The following is a 17,944-nucleotide window of genomic DNA, read 5'->3' on the forward strand; positions in this document are numbered from 1 at the left end:
ATAAATTAATAAAACTCTATCCTCAATTTAGGATAGAGTTTAAATTTTCCTGATATGTTTGAATAGTAAGATTTAAACCATCATGTAAAGTAACAAATGGTTCCCAGTTCAAAATTTCTCTAGCTTTACCGATATCCGGTCTTCTTACTTTGGGATCATCTTTAGGTAGTGGACAGAAAATAATTTTACTATTAGAATGTGTTAATTCTTTTATTATATTTGCTACTTCTAATATACTGTACTCTTTGGGATTCCCAATATTAATAATCTCTCCAGTGGCTTCGTTTCGCCCCATCATTAACTGAAGACCTCTAATATTATCATCTACATAACAAAAGGATCTAGTTTGAGAACCATCACCATAAACAGTAATATCTTCTCCTGCTAAAGCTTGAGTCACAAAATTAGAAATGACCCTTCCATCATCATTACGTAAGCCTGCAGAATAGGTATTGAAAATTCTAGCAACTTTCACTGCAACACCGTAACGTTCGTAAAATTCATAGCAAATAACCTCACCAAGCCTTTTTGCTTCATCGTAGCATGCTCTCGGTCCCCAAGTATTAACATTCCCACGATAGGATTCAGGCTGAGGATGTACTTCTGGATCACCGTAAGCTTCACTAGTACTGGTATACAGAAATTTAGCTTCTTTATCTCTTGCTAACTCCAAGAGATTGAAAGTACCTTGAGTATTTACCTTCATTGTTTCAAATGGATTTGCTTGATAAAATTTCGGTGATGCCTGTGATGCCAAATGATATATCTCTTTCACTTTTTCTTGGTATAAATCAGTAATAGCTTCTTTATCAGATACATCTGCTAGAAGGAATTTGAAACTTGAATGATTCATGACTTCTGACAGATTGGACATTAACCCACTTGAAAGGTTATCTATTCCGATAACTTCTTCACCTTGTTGTATTAATTGTTTCACTAAGTAAGAGCCAAGAAACCCAGCTGCTCCTGACACAATTACTTTTCTCATCAATTCACATCCCCTGGTATAATTTAAAATGTATTACTTTTGACTAAGATTTTTAAAGTTCTGATAATTACCATGCAATCAGATTTTAAAGAAATGTTTTCAATGTAATTAAAATCATATTGCAGATTATGATGGATCGGTTCTTTTCGAGCATTACTAACCTGCCAAGTTCCAGTGATTCCTGGTTTTACAGCCAATCTTTTGAATTCCAAGTCACTGTAAACTTCTTCGACTACATTTCTTAATTCAGGCCGAGGACCGATAAAGCTCATATCCCCTTTCAAAATATTTAATAATTGAGGTAATTCATCCATACTTGTTTTTCTAAGAAACTTACCAACCCGAGTAATACGAGGATCTTCACTACTCGTTGGCGATAAAGCGTATTTTGGGGCATCTGTATACATTGTTCGAAATTTATATATTCTGAATATTTTCTTTTCCTTACCATAGCGCTCTTGTTTAAATATAACAGGGCCCTTGGAATCAAGTTTAATCATGACAGATAATAGAAGCATTAAGGGACTCAAGCAAATTAGACATATAATAGAAACAAAATAATCAATGAATGGTTTAGTAAATACACTATATAGGTTTTTTCCACTAGCTTCCGGAGTATATATCAAGCTTTCATTTTCTTTTTGAAAACTAGCCGATATTTCATTGAGTTGATTATCACTCATAGACTTTCTCCACCAGCTACCAATAATTTTCCAGCTACCTCTTCACGATTTAAGATATCAGTTAGTCCAGAAAGCACTGATTTTCTTAATTTCTCATCTCGTAATGCAAAATCAATGGTTGTTAGAATAAAACCAAGTTTTTCTCCTACATCATATCGTGTTCCTTCAAAGTTATACGCATATGAACCGTACTCAGAATTGAGTTTTTGGATAGCATCTGTTAACTGGATTTCACCACCAGCTCCAATTTCTTGTTCTTCTAGATAATTAAAAATTTCGGGTGTTAAAATATATCTTCCCATAATTGCAAGATTCGATGGTGCTGTGCCAATCGGTGGTTTCTCTATTAATGAATTGATCGATGTTAGTCGTCCATCAGTAAATAATGGATCAATGATACCATACCGATCCGTCTCATTATTATTCACGTTTTTCACACCTAATATAGATTTTCCAAACTTTCCATACTGATCTATCAACTGACGTGTACATGGGGTTTCAGACACAACAATATCATCGCCTAACAAAACAGCAAACGGTTCATTGCCGATAAAATTACGTGCACACCATACGGCATGCCCGAGTCCCTTTGGTTCTTTCTGTCTTATGTAATGGATTTCTACGTTGGAAGGTTTACGAACTGCTTCAAGAAGATCAAATTTCCCTTTTGACATTAATGTCTGTTCCAATTCAAACGCATTGTCAAAATGATCTTCGATTGCTCTCTTTCCTTTACCTGTAACAATAATAATATCTTCAATTCCTGATGCTATTGCTTCCTCGATGATGTACTGAATGGTCGGCTTGTCAACAATCGGCAACATTTCTTTTGGCATTGCCTTCGTTGCTGGGAGAAATCTTGTTCCAAGGCCTGCTGCAGGTATAATAGCTTTCCTTACTTTTTTCATACATCATCACCTTATCCTTCTTCATTATTATGATTTCAGTATTACAATTTGAAAGCACGAGTTGTACCGTTTAGCCTGAAAATATGAATGTAAGCGGTACAATTCTTACTTTCAATTTCATAAATGGGCATTTAACCCCCCCTCACATCACACCCTTGACGATGAACGTCTAAGGTTACGAACCCACAGTGTGACCGAGTACCTACAGTGATAAAGGTTCAGTAGGCATTACCTGATAACAAGAAGGTTAACGAGTTACCGTTCACCGTAGTAATAGTAGTTAGAGGATTGATTCTTATCGAGTTGCAAATTATTGAGTACTACCCCAAGGATCCGGGCATTCACATGTTCCAGTTGAGCCTTCGCTTTCTTGACGAGATCCTTCTTCACTTTGCCGGAATTCACCACAAGGATGACTCCGTCACATAACGAACTAACGATCATAGCATCGGTAACCGCAAGTACTGGGGGTGTATCAAATAATAAAATGTCATAACGTTCCGCTAGTTCCTCAAGTAGACTGATCATCTTGCGTGATCCGAGCATCTCGGATGGGTTCGGTGGTACCGGTCCAGAGGATAGAACATCCAGATTATCGATCGAAGTCTTTTGCAATACCTCACCCACTGGGTATCTCCCTGCCAGTACACTCGACAATCCGGCATGATTCGATACCGCAAACACTTGATGCAGCGATGGTTTTCGTAGATCGGTGTCGATAATTAGGACTTTTTTGCCTTCTTGCGCATATGTAACGGCTAAATTACTGACTGTCGTAGTCTTTCCTTCCCCTGCTTGTGCGGAAGCAACCATCAGTATTTTGATCTGATCGTCAATAGCAGAGAACTGAACATTGGTTCTGAGCGTACGATACGCTTCTGAGATCGGAGCTTTTGGATTCACTGCTGTAACCAGCTGCTGGCGATCATTGGTTGATCGTGGCATAAGAGCTTTCACCTACCTGTTGTTGAGTTGTTATTGAAGGTTGCGACGATTTCACATCATCCTTCTTGATTCTTGCAATGACGGCAAGCACGGGTAAACCGAGTTCTCTCTCAATTTCTGCTTCACTCTTATAAGTGTCATCCAGATATTCAAGCAAGAATACAAGACCCACAGCTAGCATCAAACCAACGACAAAACTAATCAATATGCTCATGACTAGATTTATATTAATAGGAGCTGCATTTGCTTCAAGTGGAGCCTCGCTTAGGATGGTTACATTATCCACATTCATAATGGAAGGGATTTGTCTCTCGAACATTTTAGCAACCGCATTGACGGTCTTCGCTGCTTGCTCATATGAAGTGTCCTGTACACGTAGATTCATAACTTGTGAATCGTTCGCAGAAGATACGGAAATCATCGATGCAAGCTGCTGAGAAGTTAATCCTAAATCTGGATAGGCAGCAACCACTTTGTCGAGAATCGCTGAGGATTTAATTACCTCAGTATAGGAACTGATAACCATGACGTTAGTCTGAATTAGACTGTAATCTAACATGGCTGTTCCTTGACGATCGTAGGTCTGATTGACGATAAGCTTTGCTTCCGCGTTATAAAGCGGAGTCGTCATAAAGGTCTTTAGTCCTGCCCCAAGGCAGGCTACAATCACAATCGCAGCAATGAGCCATAACCTCTTACGGATGATATTTAGATATTCTTTCAGTTCCAATTTCAATTCCTCCCTAATTTGTTAGCTCTCCTGCTGCTACCATAATAGTAATCGGCGCCTAACATGAGCTGGTTCTGCGAGCTCAACCATTCGATCATCCCAGACTCTGCGGGCGTTGATCTGAAGCTGTTCCACCATTGCTGTACCAAATCGTTCTTCTAATCGTTCATAAGCAGCTGTTAACGCAAAATTACGATGTTTCAGGTCATGCGCATCTGATGAAATGAAATGTAACCCATTTTGTTTACAAAAATGAAAACACCACTTCTGAACTTTTCGACCGAAAAGTCCAATGATGGATTGGGCAGTGATCTGACATAGTGCACCTTCGGTCATGAATTCTCGAAGTTTCTCTGGTTCTCTGAGCAACACCGCATTGCGCTCTGGATGAGCAAGAATAGGAATGATATTTCGTATTCTAAGTTCATATAGCAAATCTTCAAAATAAGCGGGGATCTCGTGATACGGAAGTTCCAAAAGTATGTACTTACTTGATGCTAGTGTCAGTAACTCCTCATTCATCCATAGTTCCATGAGTCTTGGGTGCAGGCGAATTTCTTGACCAGCACGTACCTGCAGCGGAATATCTCGTTCTTGCAACAGGTATTGAAATTGCTTCGTTGCTTCCTCGACTTCTTGCCGGGGGTTATCATAACTTTCATTCAAGTGATGTGGTGTAGCTATGACCTTCGTTATACCTGACTTAACTGCAGCCTGGGCAAGCAAGAGAGCTTCTTCTGTAGAAGCAGGTCCATCATCAAGACCCGGTAGAATGTGACTGTGAATTTCAATCATATGCCGAACACCTTCAATCTTATGTCCCCCTCAAGCCAATTATGTTGCACACTAAGATATTGGGGTCAAACAACTAATGCAGTAACTAGTGAAATATAGTAGAATGGCGATATGTATCTAGATAAACAGGTCTATTTTGTTGTAAATCTTATCTCGAATTAAGGTCCACTCTTCCATCCGATCTAACGGACGTAATTCATACAGATGCGGCATACGGTGAATCATCCAGTTCAGTTGTCCGTTTATGTATAGTCTGTGTTTCTCTGGATTATGTAGGAATCCATGATATAACGTAAAACTCTCAAATTCTTGCTTCCATTTCAACGTACATAATGAGTGCATATTACCACCATGTCCATCCTCAACATCCAGTCCAATCTCAAGATCGGATGTAACAGGGATATACAGGTCACTTATGAAGGTTATCGATTGCTGGCCCATTCCCATTACAATGATGGGTCTTGATTTACTATGAATGACTCGATCTTGATACTTATGGATATACATAAAAGCTTTGGAATTGCTGTCTTTGACCTGGTTCATTAGATTCATTCCCTTTGCGAGCATATTTCGAGGTATGAATGACACAATTGGGGTCAAGGCTAGAAATGTGTGACAAAATGATACAATTTGTAACCTTGCTGTATCAAATTTACGATACATTGTGTATCGTGTCAAGCCATAATTAGCTAAGTTTGTATTATCAGTCTATTAATTCAAGTGAAATTTGGAGCATTTATTAGAAACCAGGAGGAAAGATATAGATGGATTACGGACACCGAATTGCGGAACTTAGAGAAAAAAGAGGTCTTACTCAAGAGGAATTATCCAATATGCTTGATATTACAAGAGCCTCTCTCTCACATTATGAAAAAAACCGCAGAAAACCGGATTTTGAAACACTCACCAGATTTGCTGATACGTTTCATGTGTCGGTAGATTACTTACTTGGAAGAACGAACAATCCAGACATGGTACTTGATGAAGATGTGCGAGGTTTTGTTGATTCCTTAGAATTGTCAGATCGTGAAGTGCTCGGTAAGTTCGAACTCATGATTGATGGAAAACCCTTATCAGAGGAAGAGGCGAAACGATTTATTGCGTTTGTACGAATGGAACGAGATATGAAATAACTTATTTCTGAGTCATAAGGTATAGAAAGAATAGCTACAAAATATTGCTGATTCCAGCCAATATTTTGTAGCTATTCTTTATTCTGTATGGTTTCTCTATTGTAGTTGACCAGAATCCGTTCTTGACGGGCTCTTATGAATCTTTCTCAGGAAGTACAAGGGATTCCCAATGACTTGGATCAATACCGCATTGCTTAAGTATTTCCATGATATCCACTTGTTTGCGCGGGTTGTCCTGCTGCTCTAAGTTCTGATCATTGTTCCTGCTTGGATACTCCATGTTCATGCCGACAACCACTCCATTTATTTAGATTTATAATATATATGTATTTTTTATTGATCTGAAGCACTAGACCTATTATACGTAAATAAGCCTATTTTTGTTGTCGTCTCATGGCAGAATCTAAGGGGATTTTGCTTCTATTTTTGTCGAAAACATAAAAAGACCTTAAAACCGACCTAACAAGAGGTCCTAGTTTTAAGGTCTTTTTCTCAATCTGTCTGTAATAAAGATTACCTTGTTAAAATAATGTTGAATTACTGTCCTGCTCTCGTTAATTCACGCATGTTTGCTTCAAAAGCAGCAAGCAGAGCATCGTCTCCCGTAAGTCCATTTGCTTGTACTTTATCAATCTGTTCCAGCATACGTTTGAAGTCTTTTGGAATCACTCGAACAAAATACCCAATCTCCTGTTTCCAGTAATCTAGAATGTGCTGACCTACTCTACTTCCCGTATATTCGACGTGACGGCTTATCATACCATGCAGAACCGCAGCTTCAGACGTATCTTCGATTCGCTCCAGAAGAACCATCTCGAGGTTACAACGGTTTAAGAACGTACCGTCTGAGTCGTAGACGTAAGCAATCCCGCCTGACATCCCTGCTCCGAAGTTACGGCCTGTATCCCCAAGGATAACTACACGCCCCCCGGTCATATATTCACAGCCGTGATCTCCTACCCCTTCAACCACTACACGAGCTCCTGAATTACGAACTGCAAACCTTTCTCCTGCAATGCCGCGGATATATGCTTCTCCACTTGTCGAACCGTAAAGTGCAGTATTCCCGATAATGATGTTCTCTTCCGCAGGGAAAGTTGACTGAGGCGACGGCTTTACAATCAGCTTACCGCCAGATAGACCTTTCCCCACGTAGTCATTACAATCGCCTTCGACCGTAAGCGTCATTCCTTTCGGTACAAAGGCACCGAAACTTTGACCTGCCGATCCAATAAACGTGAACTTAATTGTATCTTCCGGAAGACCTGCAGCGCCATATTTACGTGTCACTTCACTGCCAAGAATGGTTCCGACTGCACGGTTCACATTCGTAATACCGAGCACACCTTCTACGAATTGGCCAGACTCCAGTGCGGGAGCAGCCATCGGTAGTAGTTTCTGTATATCCAAGGTCTCTTCTAGACCATGATTCTGTCTTTGGGTACGTACACGGTTCGTTCCGTCAGCTTGTTCTGGCACATGGAGGAGCAGCGAAAGATCAATTCCGCTCTTCTTCCAGTGACTATCCGCATGTTCCGCATCTAGACAATCCGTACGGCCTACCATCTCTTCGATCGTACGGAAACCAAGCTCCGCCATAATCTCTCTTGTATCTTCCGCAACAAAACGCATAAAGTTCACGACGTGTGCTGGATCACCCATATAGTTCTTACGAAGTTCCGGATTCTGAGTTGCTACCCCGACGGGGCAGGTGTCCATCTGACAAACACGCATCATAATGCAGCCCAGTGCAACTAATGGAGCCGTTGAGAATCCATACTCTTCTGCACCAAGTAAGGCTGCCACAGCTAAGTCTCGGCCGTTCAGCATCTTACCATCTGTCTCCAGAACAACACGGTCACGCAGATTATTGATCATGAGCGTCTGATGCGTCTCTGCGAGTCCCAGCTCCCAAGGCATACCAGCATGACGAATGGAACCTTGCGGGGAAGCCCCTGTTCCTCCATCGTATCCGCTGACTAGAATAATATCTGCACGTCCTTTAGCCACGCCCGCTGCAATGGTTCCTACTCCTGCTTCGGATACTAGCTTTACATTAATATCCGCACGAGGGTTCGCATTCTTAAGGTCATAGATCAGTTCCGCTAAATCTTCAATCGAGTAAATATCATGATGAGGCGGAGGCGAAATAAGACCTACACCCGGCGTTGAGCCGCGAACTTCAGCTACCCATGGATATACTTTGCGTCCTGGAAGCTGACCGCCTTCTCCTGGTTTTGCTCCTTGCGCCATTTTAATCTGAATCTCATCGGCATTTACCAAATAATTCGAGGTTACTCCAAAACGTCCAGAAGCTACCTGCTTGATCGCACTGCGGCGAGAATCCCCATTGCTGTCTTTTACAAAACGAGCGGGATCTTCTCCCCCTTCTCCCGTATTACTTTTACCGCCAACCCGGTTCATTGCGATCGCTAAATCCTCATGAGCTTCTTTACTAATGGAACCAAAAGACATAGCTCCTGTCTTAAATCGTCTCATAATGGATTCAGCTGATTCTACTTCCTCAAGCGGAACCCTTGGACCTGCCGGTTTAAATTTTAATAGGGAACGAATGGTAAGTTTCTTCTCGTTCTCACCTTGGACAAGCTTTGCATATTTCTTATATAGCGTATAATCTCCCGTTCTAACCGCGTGCTGCAGCGTATGAATCGTCTGCGGCGTAAATAAATGGTCTTCTCCATCGCTGCGCCACTGGTAATCCCCTCCTGAATCCAGCACTTTATCGTTCCCGTCTTTATCTGAAAATGCGCGCTCATGATGCACTAGTGTCTCAGCTGCCACCTCCGCTAGGCCAATACCACCGATGCGAGAAGGTGTCCAAGTGAAGTATTCATCGACAAAATCACTCCTGAGTCCTACTGCTTCAAAAATCTGTGCCCCTCGGTAGGATTGAATCGTAGAGATTCCCATCTTGGATAAAATCTTTACTACCCCTTTTGTCGCTGCTTTAATGTAGTTCTTCACTGCTTTCTCATGCGTAATTCCGCGGAGCATACCTTGCTGAATCATCACATCCATGGTTTCGAATGCTAGATATGGATTCACAGCACTCACACCATAACCTAGCAAGACTGCATAATGATGAACATCACGGGGTTCACCGGATTCCAGCAATATGCTGACTTTCGTACGTGTTTTTTGACGAATCAGATGATGGTGAAGACCCGAGACAGCGAGTAACGCAGGAATAGCCGCATTCTCCGCATCTACACCGCGATCTGAGAGAATCAGAATATTATGCCCCTTCTCAATAACACGATCTGCTGCTTCAAAAAGTACATCCATCGCCTTCTTCATTCCCTCTGCACCTTCACTAGCAGGGAAGAAGATCGGAATCGTCATGGAACGGAAACCGGGTCTACGTATATGACGGAGTTTTGCAAACTCCTCATTAGAGAGAATAGGTGAAGATACACGAATCTGTCTTGCACTTTCTGGTTCCGGCAGCAGTAAGTTACGTTCAGGACCAATCGTAGTTAGTGTCGAAGTGACAATCTCTTCGCGCAAAGCATCGATCGGCGGATTGGTAACCTGAGCAAACATCTGTTTAAAATAGTTATAAAGCCGCTGAGGGCGATCCGATAATATGGCCAGGGGTGCATCGTATCCCATGGAACCGGTTGCTTCCATTCCTGTAGAAGCCATCGGCTCCAGGACTTTACGCAGCTCTTCAAAAGTATATCCGAATGCCAGCTGAAGCTGGTTGATATTCTCATGTTTTGGTTCTGGCGGTTCCGGCGCATCAGGCAGCTCATGAAGATCGACGAGATGCTCATTCAGCCATTCTTTATATGGTTGTTCGGACGCAATCTGCGATTTCACTTCATCATCCGAAATAATACGTCCTTCCTTCGTATCCACGAGAAGCATACGCCCTGGACGTAATCTATCCTTGTACAGAATATTCTCTGGTGCGATATCAAGGACTCCCACTTCCGAAGAGAGCACAATACGGTCATCTTTCGTTACATAATACCTTGCAGGACGCAGTCCGTTACGGTCTAATATGGCACCGATCTGGATTCCATCTGTAAATGCCATTGCAGCCGGTCCATCCCATGGTTCCATTAAAGTACTGTGATATTCATAGAAAGCCTTCTTATCTTCATCCATACCAGCATCGTTATTCCAAGGTTCAGGCACCATCATCATGGCGACATGCGGCAGGGAACGTCCGCTTAAATATAGAAATTCAAGCGTGTTATCAAACATTGCTGTATCCGATCCATCTGGGTTAATGACAGGTTTTACTTTGGATAAGTCTTCTCCGAACAGTTCGCTCTCAAACAGGGATTGACGTGCATGCATCCAGTTAACGTTACCTCGCATCGTGTTGATCTCACCGTTGTGGATCATGAAACGATACGGATGCGCCCTATCCCAGCTTGGAAATGTATTGGTACTAAAACGAGAGTGCAGCAGTGCCATCGCTGATTCTACCCGTTCATCTTGCAAATCAAGGTAGAACTGACCTACCTGTTCTGTTGTCAGCATGCCTTTGTATACAATCTTACGGCAAGACATACTTGGAATGTAAAATGCATCCGCGCCCCTTACCTGGTCAGCGTACCGAATCTGCTGTTCCGCACGTCGGCGAATAATATACAGCTTCCGTTCTAGTTCGAGTCCGCTCAGCTTCTCCTCGTTCGTGCCAATGAACACCTGACATACATAAGGCTTTGCAGCAAGTGCTGATCTGCCTAGCATTCCATCGTATGTGGGTACTTCACGAACACCAAGATACTGCTGTCCCTCGTCTTCTATGATCTTGCGAAGGATATTCAAATGCTCCTCGCGAACCTCTTCGTTACGTGAGGTGAAAATCATCCCTACACCATAATGATCTGGCTCTGGGAGCTCATATCCTAGCCGCTGTGCTTCTTCTGCAAAAAACTGATGAGGGATCTGAATTAAAATTCCGGCTCCGTCACCTGAATTTGGCTCACTCCCTTGTCCTCCGCGATGCTCCATGTTACTCAGCATCGTCAAAGCTTGACTCACAATATCGTGAGAGGCAGCCCCTTTAATATTAGCTACAAACCCCATACCACAAGCGTCTTTCTCGAACTGCGGGTCATAAAGCCCCTGTTTTGGAGGTAATCCAGTCTGTCTCATGGAACGCAACCTTTCTATGATCATGAATTTTAGGAACATCCGTGATAAGCGAAAAATGACGAAGGGACAAAGGGAATGAGGAAGGGTAATAAATAGTCCGTATTTGGCAATCAAGGCTCATATAGTTTCCTCATTTTAACATCGAGTGTAAACTCGGTGCAATTTAAAATTTCTATGGTCGTCATAGCTCATTCCCTATAAACTCTATATATTGTTCTTAATTATTTGCCATAACGGTGTTACATTTGAATGGACCATTACCCTGAAAATTTGTACAATCTTTCAGAAATTAGAAAGCCCCGCCTTCTTATGGAAGGCGGGGCTTTGTGTGACAAGAAACACTTTCAAACAAGTCTATCTATGATAGGCTGTATTATGGGTGCTTCATTATTTTTTTGATATCTCTTTTTTTGAATTGCTTCATCATGCGGTCAGTGCTTCACCACTGTGCGTATGAGTTTGATTTTCTGTTTGTTCCTTACTTTTTTTAGAGCCGCTCCATAAGAAGTATCCGAGTGTTAATAACATGCCCACTACAGCATAAACACTTAACATCTCAGCTTGTTTCCACATTAGATCATAGTTTCCGCTCATGACTACAGCACGGTAACCAACAACGCTGTGGTACATCGGCAACAAATGACTAATTGGACTCATCCAACTTGGCAGCGTTTCAAGCGGGAATGTCCCACCACTTGTAGCAAGTTGAAGTACGAGTAGAACGATCGCAAGATAACGTCCCACTAGATTCAGCCAAGTTACGAGTGCCTGAACAATCATCATAGAAGCAATACCTGTGATGATGGAGAACAGATAGAAATAAGGAACACTCTGTACTTCAAGGTGTAACCCATACAACATGAACGTAGCAATTGTAATAGCTTGAAGAATACTCATTCCTGCAAAAGCAAAGAATCGGCTCACAAAGCGTGCCCAAGGGGTTGCACCTGGTACACTTGTTTCACGCATGCTCATCACGATCGTTGAAATCAATGCACCTACAAATAATCCGATCGACATAAAGTAAGGTGTGAGTCCTGTTCCGTAATTCGAAACGAGTCTTGATTCATTCTCTACGGTTTGAACCGGCTCCGCGAACATATCAACAAAACTATCGTCTTTGCCTTTCATCTCTGCAGTCTCGTCAGCCGCATCGTTAAGCTTGTCTGCAAGCTCTTCTGATCCGTCTTTCAATTCTGTCAATCCATTGTGAAGTTCGCCGGCACCATCCGTAAGTTTTACAGAACCTTCTGCCAGAGTATCAACCCCACCGGTAAGTTCACCTACACCGCCAGCAAGCGTACTTGTTCCCGTTTTAAGATCGGCTGCACCTGAGCTGAGTTTGCTGCTTCCCGTTGCTGCTTCACTTAATTTTTCTCCGAACAAGTTCATATTACTAGAGAGTTCTCCCTGACCGCTATATAACTGATCCGCCCCTGCGAGAAGCTGATCTTGACCTGCAGCAAGGGTACTTGCCCCTTCTGCTAATTGTTTCTGGGCATCAGCAAGCTTTTGTGCTCCGCTTAATAGCTGTCCGTGTCCGTCATTAAGAGACTGAGCTCCATTAAGTAATTGCTTCTGAGCTGCGAGAAGTTCGTCCGCTCCTGAAGATAACTGTGAATTTCCCTCATTCAGAGCCTGTGCTCCACTTAACAGCTTACTTTGTCCTTCACTAAGCTCACTGCTTCCCTCTGCAACAGCCTGGCTCGCTGCAAGCAGCTTTTGTACCTCAGGAATTGCTGCGAGTTCTGGACTCTGTTCAGTCAGCTGTTTAATTCCGTCTGCTACACCTTGTGCACCCTCAGCTATTTGCTTACTAGCCGTTTGAGATGCTTTGAGACCACCTACAAGTTGCTCACTTCCTCCAGCTGCACTTTTTAGTCCATCTGAAAGTTTGCTGGCACCCGCTTCGGTAGAAGTAAGTCCGGCTACTAGTTTTTCACTTCCTGCTGATGCATCTTCAAGACCCGATACTAGGGAGTCCGCGCCTTCCGACGCAGCAGAAAGACCCGTGCTAAGCTTGCCTGCACCTTCACGAGAACTTTCAATACCGTCTTTCAACTTACCCGCACCATCCTGAAGCTGTCCAATTCCGCCAGCCAGCTGGCCTTCTGCATCAACGAGCTGAGAAAGTCCTGAAGAAAGATCGCTCGCACCTGAACTTAATTGACCCGCTCCATCATCCAAGGTTTTGACCCCGTCTGCAAGTGGAGCAATGCCTTCTTTTAGTTCCAGCGTTCCGTCTGTCAGTTTCTGAAGATTTTCTTGAAGGGTCAGCGCTCCATCATTCAGTTCACCGGCACCGTCATTAATTTTGGTTGCTCCATCTCCTGCTTCTTCGAATCCATCCGCTACCTCTGTGAATTTATCAAGCAGCGTTTCTGTATAGGATTCAGTTACCGCAGCAGATACCTTCTTGCTGATTTCCTTCATTGCCGTGTCACCAATTTGAGCTCCAACAAAGTTATAGTTCGCATTTGGTTCATAGATCAGTTCAGAAGGATTTGGCTTATCATCCATTAATGTCGTTGCTTTTTGTGAAAAATCTTCTGGAATGGTAATCATCATATAGTACTCGTTATTATCCATTCCTTGTCTTGCCTCATCGAGATCAACAAACTGCCAATTGAAATCTTGCCCTTCTTTCAGTTCCTCAATGAGATCTTCCCCGATCTGAAGCTGCTTGCCTTCAAATTCAGCACCCTCATCCTGATTCACTACCGCTACAGGCAGTGTGTCCAGCTTGCCGTAAGGATCCCAAAAGGCGGTAAGATATACGCCTGTATACAGAATAGGAATCAGCATCACTGCGATGAGCGGAATAAGAACTTTGGGGTTCTTCAGTGCTCGCCATACATCTTGAAAAAATACGGATAATGTCCTCATTTACTTCTTTCTCTCCCTTTACGCTATCTCACTTCGAACTTTCTAGTTGTCATTTCATTTCATAAGCGCAGAATGAAAAATGAAAGCGCGAACTTCATGACTGTTTTCCCCAAATAGTCATATGAGATGAAAAAAAATAACCTTTCTCCCATGCTTTTTCAAAGATACAACCTAATTACTGCATTATTTATATAATCCTCTACCTGAGCAATGAAACATTTCTTTTTGTTTTATCGCACACTTTCTACTTGTCTCAGGGAAGTTTTTTTTAAAAGCCGGCTATTTCTAACTTCTAAAATCACGGTATTTCGCAGCCGGCTTTCAGTAAGTATTTTTATACTGGAAGATCTGGCACTAGTCCATGCACCAAAAACAACTCAATGTACTGCTTAATTTCTTCTTTGCTGAGTGGGTCATTCCCATGACTCCAATCCGAAGTAAGTGCAATGTAGATCTTAAACATAATGAAAGACGCTACTTTTGGATCACAAGGTTTTATCTCTCCCTTTTCTTGCGCTAAGCGAAGTTCTTTCTCGAGATAACCTGTGATTACACCTTCTACCTTGGCATTGCCCGTTTTTGCCTGCAGTGTTCCAAACTCCCTCACTTCTTGTGAAAGCTTAATGAGCAGGTCATGCTGCTCTCTGAACTCAAGTAAGGAATCTAATATTCGAAACAAGTTATTGAAAAACGTCTGCTCATGGTCTAATTCTTTCTCTGCTAAATTTTTCATTTCTACTATGACTTCATGCAAAATCTCATCGAACAATTCTTCCTTATTGGTAAAAAAGGTGTAGATTGTTCCCTTGCCTACATTCGCAATCTTCGCCACCTGATCCATCGTCGTTGCTTTATAACCAAACAAAGCAAATGACTTCGCTGCTGCTTTGAGTATTTGTTTGCGACGATCTATCGGAGCCATTGCCTCTCCTCCTCTAATCTCTTATTGACTAAAAATCCAATTCAGTCATTCGGTCAAAAATCACTTTACCACTTTTTTATTCTATAAGCAAGAAAAAAATAACAAGTTCAAAAAAAAGAAAGAGCAGCTCACCATCCGCCTTACCCAGCAAGACCGTAAGCAGCTCTTTCTTATCTATTTAATCAATATCATAACTCATGAAAATGATTGATTCATTAAGAATCAGATTTCTGTACTAGCACCCGGCTCTAAAGCAACTCCTGCTATCCCTTTGGACTCTAGCAGCTCAGTAAACGAATTTGCATCCTGTTTAATAAACGGAAAGGTGTTGTAATGAACTGGAATAACCTTTCTTGCTTTGAGCCATTCAGCGGCGATTACAGCATCCTCAGGTCCCATTGTCAGCACATCGCCGATTGGCAGGATGGCTGTATCAATATCGTTCATTTCACCGATGATTTTCATATCACCGAAAAGTGCTGTATCTCCTGCATGGTAGATCGTCTTGTCACCCATCGTTAACAGGATTCCCGCAGGCTGTCCCATGTATACGGTGGTTCCATTCACTTCGAGAGAGGAACTATGGAAAGCGAGCGTATACTTTACTTTAAAACCATCAAACTGACAGCTTCCGCCAATGTTCATATGTTGTGCTTGTACTCCTTGACTCTGGCAATACTCTGCTAATTCATAGACCGCTACAACGGGGCAATCATTCTGTTTTGCGATCGTGATTGTATCACCGAAGTGATCCGAGTGACCATGTGTTAACAGCACGGCATCTACTTTGACGTCTTCGGCAGCTATTTTAGCGGTCGGATTTCCTGTTAAAAAAGGATCAATAATGACGCGTTTTCCTGCTTCTTCAACAAGGATACATGAGTGTCCATAGTATGTGATTTTCATAGAGTGATACGCCTCCTATTCAGTAGAAATGAACATTTCTTAAAGGAACTATCTTTCTAGTATATCACTTTTAGGACTTATTTATAAAATGTATGATTTCCGATTCTTTTCACTTTTACTTGGGAATGATGTACTGTTAAGTCGTCAGCTAGGGTAATAGATAAGAAGTAGAGTGTTTCGTCAGGCACTTCTTTTCGCCCGTTGAGCGCTTCATTGACAGCACGAATCGTGTCCTCGTTCGGCGTTACACGGTCCATCCGGCCGTTCGCCACGGGACTAAATTGATATTTTTGATAGATAACGCCTTTAATAGTATCGGGATAATTGGCTGACCGTAGCCGGTTTAAGACAACGTTAGCTACTGCTACTTTGCCTTCGTACGGTTCACCTTCTGCTTCTGCCATGACAATTTTTTGTAGCATACGCAGCTCTTTATCCGAGACGTTGTAGTTCCAAGTGGCCTTGTCTTTCTCCTCCTGGGTTAGTAATTCCGTCTTGGTAAAGTATAGAGTTTTTGGGGGAGTAGTTTGTTTTTCCTTTTCTTTTGCCAGTGCAATTGCTTTTTGGTGTTCACGTAGTTTTCGTTGAGCTTCTTTTTGGGCTTCTAGAGCCTTACGCTCTGCTTCTTTCTCATTCTCGGCATTCGTTTCTGCCGAAAGAGCAGCTGTTCTAAGCAAGACATGGTCATCCGAAGACGAACGTCCTGAATCTTGTGTCAGCTGTGCCGTTGTTACAGTGGTTACTCCTGTTAAATCCGTCACGGAAGTAAGCATAGCGACTCCGTCCCGATCAGAGTACATCCTGCTGTTATGATTTACTGCTATTTGATTCATAGGAGTTCCGGATTCCGTACTATCCTGAGTTGTACTTTCCCCATATACTTCAACAGCCTTTGTAATCAGGCTTGCCCCCAATATAAACACAAGCAGCACATACATGAGCGGTGCTAACCAGCGAATCTCTCTATTTGTATTCATAATAACCTCCTGTTATATCGGCACAATTCTACTTAACTGTAACCAAAATTGCAAGGTTTGAATACATAGAGAAAACTATTTTATGCGTCTAATATCTCTGTGAGCCCCTCAAGTGAGGGTAATGTTAAACTCAAAATTTCGTTGATACATCAGGATTTTTAACACACGAACACCTGCTCTGCATCATAAAATAAAAAATTTTGAATAATTTTTGTGAATTTTTTTATCTCTATTAATTTCTTTAATATATTTGGATTGATTGTATATTTTTAGGATAATAAACAATCAATCCATTTTTAAACAACTTAAGAGAAAGAAGGAGATTAAAAATCAAACTTCTCAATTATTTTATACATCGGTTTTTGACCAAGCATCGTCTGAAATAATACAAAGTCTTTGACAAGCCACGGTTCCATTTTTTCCTGTGCCTGAAGCTCCTCTAATTTCCAATTACAATTCTTAGAATCATCAAATTTCCTAGCAATCGTAATATGAGGCCGATAAGGACGATCCTCAGGTATATATCCCAGCGGAACCGTTACATCTAGGATATTTTGGAAAAGCTCAGCGAGCTTATCAATCTCTCCTTCAACGCCTCTCCATAAAACCCTAGGACGTAATGATGTACCAAAAACACCTACATTCCCAACGCTAAGAGGAAACGGTTCGATCTGAACAGCTGCCTCTCGAAGAGTTTCGCACAGCCTATTTATAGACCCTCTTTCCGTATCCCCTAAAAATTGCAGGGTAATATGATAATCTTCTTTATGTGTAAAATTACGGAAGGGGAGTTTATCTTTGTTATCGACTGTCCAGCGCTGTATTTCGTTTTTCACAGGATCTGGTAGCGAAACCGCTGTAAAGATGCGTACTTTTTCTTGTGTCGTTTGCGTCATTCGAAGCTCCCTCTCTCATTTCAATTTTATCTCTATATC

General features: G+C 42.0%; 15 protein-coding genes. 1 reads left to right on the forward strand and 14 read right to left on the reverse strand.

Features of this window, described 5'->3' with window-relative positions:
• Positions 1-22: 22 nt before the first annotated feature.
• The 7 genes from GQY27_RS04595 to GQY27_RS04625 all read right to left on the reverse strand — a co-directional run bounded on the left by GQY27_RS04595 (position 23) and on the right by GQY27_RS04625 (position 5,592).
• The gene (locus tag GQY27_RS04595; RefSeq protein ID WP_201450676.1) at positions 23-988 is read right to left on the reverse strand and encodes an SDR family NAD(P)-dependent oxidoreductase; all 966 of its coding nucleotides are present in this window, start codon (positions 986-988) and stop codon (positions 23-25) included.
• A 23-nt stretch (positions 989-1,011) separates the two neighbouring features.
• Entirely contained in the window at positions 1,012-1,671 is a 660-nt protein-coding gene (locus tag GQY27_RS04600; RefSeq protein WP_160032340.1) for a sugar transferase, read from the reverse strand.
• Positions 1,668-2,579, reverse strand: a complete 912-nt coding sequence (gene galU / locus GQY27_RS04605) for a UTP--glucose-1-phosphate uridylyltransferase GalU (RefSeq protein ID WP_160032341.1) — start codon at positions 2,577-2,579, stop codon at positions 1,668-1,670. The genes GQY27_RS04600 and galU overlap by 4 nt, the downstream gene beginning before the upstream one ends.
• 255 nt (positions 2,580-2,834) lie before the next feature.
• Complete coding sequence (locus GQY27_RS04610; RefSeq protein WP_160032342.1) at positions 2,835-3,524, reverse strand: CpsD/CapB family tyrosine-protein kinase; 690 nt, start codon at positions 3,522-3,524, stop codon at positions 2,835-2,837.
• Positions 3,505-4,254 carry a YveK family protein gene (locus GQY27_RS04615; RefSeq protein ID WP_160032343.1) on the reverse strand — a complete coding sequence of 250 codons (750 nt, stop codon included), beginning with the start codon at positions 4,252-4,254 and terminating at the stop codon, positions 3,505-3,507. Before GQY27_RS04615 ends, GQY27_RS04610 begins: the two co-directional genes overlap by 20 nt.
• Positions 4,255-4,290: 36 nt before the next feature.
• Positions 4,291-5,049, reverse strand: a complete 759-nt coding sequence (locus tag GQY27_RS04620) for a tyrosine-protein phosphatase (RefSeq protein WP_160032344.1) — start codon at positions 5,047-5,049, stop codon at positions 4,291-4,293.
• A gap of 117 nt (positions 5,050-5,166) precedes the next feature.
• Entirely contained in the window at positions 5,167-5,592 is a 426-nt protein-coding gene (locus GQY27_RS04625) for a hypothetical protein (RefSeq protein WP_160032345.1), read from the reverse strand.
• 221 nt (positions 5,593-5,813) lie between these two features.
• On the opposite strand from GQY27_RS04625, the gene relB reads away from it, so the two are divergent.
• Positions 5,814-6,182 carry a type II toxin-antitoxin system RelB family anti-toxin gene (gene relB, locus GQY27_RS04630; protein WP_160032346.1) on the forward strand — a complete coding sequence of 123 codons (369 nt, stop codon included), beginning with the start codon at positions 5,814-5,816 and terminating at the stop codon, positions 6,180-6,182.
• 133 nt (positions 6,183-6,315) lie between these two features.
• On the opposite strand, the gene GQY27_RS04635 is transcribed toward relB, so the two are convergent.
• From GQY27_RS04635 to thpR, 7 genes are all read right to left on the reverse strand, one after another.
• The gene (locus GQY27_RS04635) at positions 6,316-6,468 is read right to left on the reverse strand and encodes a hypothetical protein (protein ID WP_160032347.1); all 153 of its coding nucleotides are present in this window, start codon (positions 6,466-6,468) and stop codon (positions 6,316-6,318) included.
• A gap of 251 nt (positions 6,469-6,719) precedes the next feature.
• A complete protein-coding gene (gene gltB, locus GQY27_RS04640; RefSeq protein WP_160032348.1) occupies positions 6,720-11,318 on the reverse strand; it encodes a glutamate synthase large subunit in 4,599 nt (1,532 codons plus the stop codon).
• A 423-nt stretch (positions 11,319-11,741) separates the two neighbouring features.
• Entirely contained in the window at positions 11,742-14,204 is a 2,463-nt protein-coding gene (locus GQY27_RS04645) for a YhgE/Pip domain-containing protein (RefSeq protein WP_160032349.1), read from the reverse strand.
• A 334-nt stretch (positions 14,205-14,538) separates the two neighbouring features.
• Complete coding sequence (locus GQY27_RS04650) at positions 14,539-15,126, reverse strand: TetR/AcrR family transcriptional regulator (protein WP_160032350.1); 588 nt, start codon at positions 15,124-15,126, stop codon at positions 14,539-14,541.
• A 222-nt stretch (positions 15,127-15,348) separates the two neighbouring features.
• Complete coding sequence (locus GQY27_RS04655; protein ID WP_160032351.1) at positions 15,349-16,032, reverse strand: metal-dependent hydrolase; 684 nt, start codon at positions 16,030-16,032, stop codon at positions 15,349-15,351.
• Between the two features lie 77 nt (positions 16,033-16,109).
• On the reverse strand, positions 16,110-17,009 hold the full coding sequence (locus tag GQY27_RS04660; RefSeq protein ID WP_160032352.1) for a cell wall hydrolase: 900 nt from the start codon (positions 17,007-17,009) through the stop codon (positions 16,110-16,112).
• Between the two features lie 323 nt (positions 17,010-17,332).
• Positions 17,333-17,905 (reverse strand): RNA 2',3'-cyclic phosphodiesterase, encoded by a 573-nt coding sequence (thpR, locus tag GQY27_RS04665; RefSeq protein WP_160032353.1) that lies wholly within the window; start codon positions 17,903-17,905, stop codon positions 17,333-17,335.
• Positions 17,906-17,944: the final 39 nt, after the last annotated feature.

The sequence above is a fragment of the Paenibacillus sp. An7 genome, from assembly GCF_009870785.1.
Lineage (GTDB): Bacteria > Bacillota > Bacilli > Paenibacillales > Paenibacillaceae > Paenibacillus.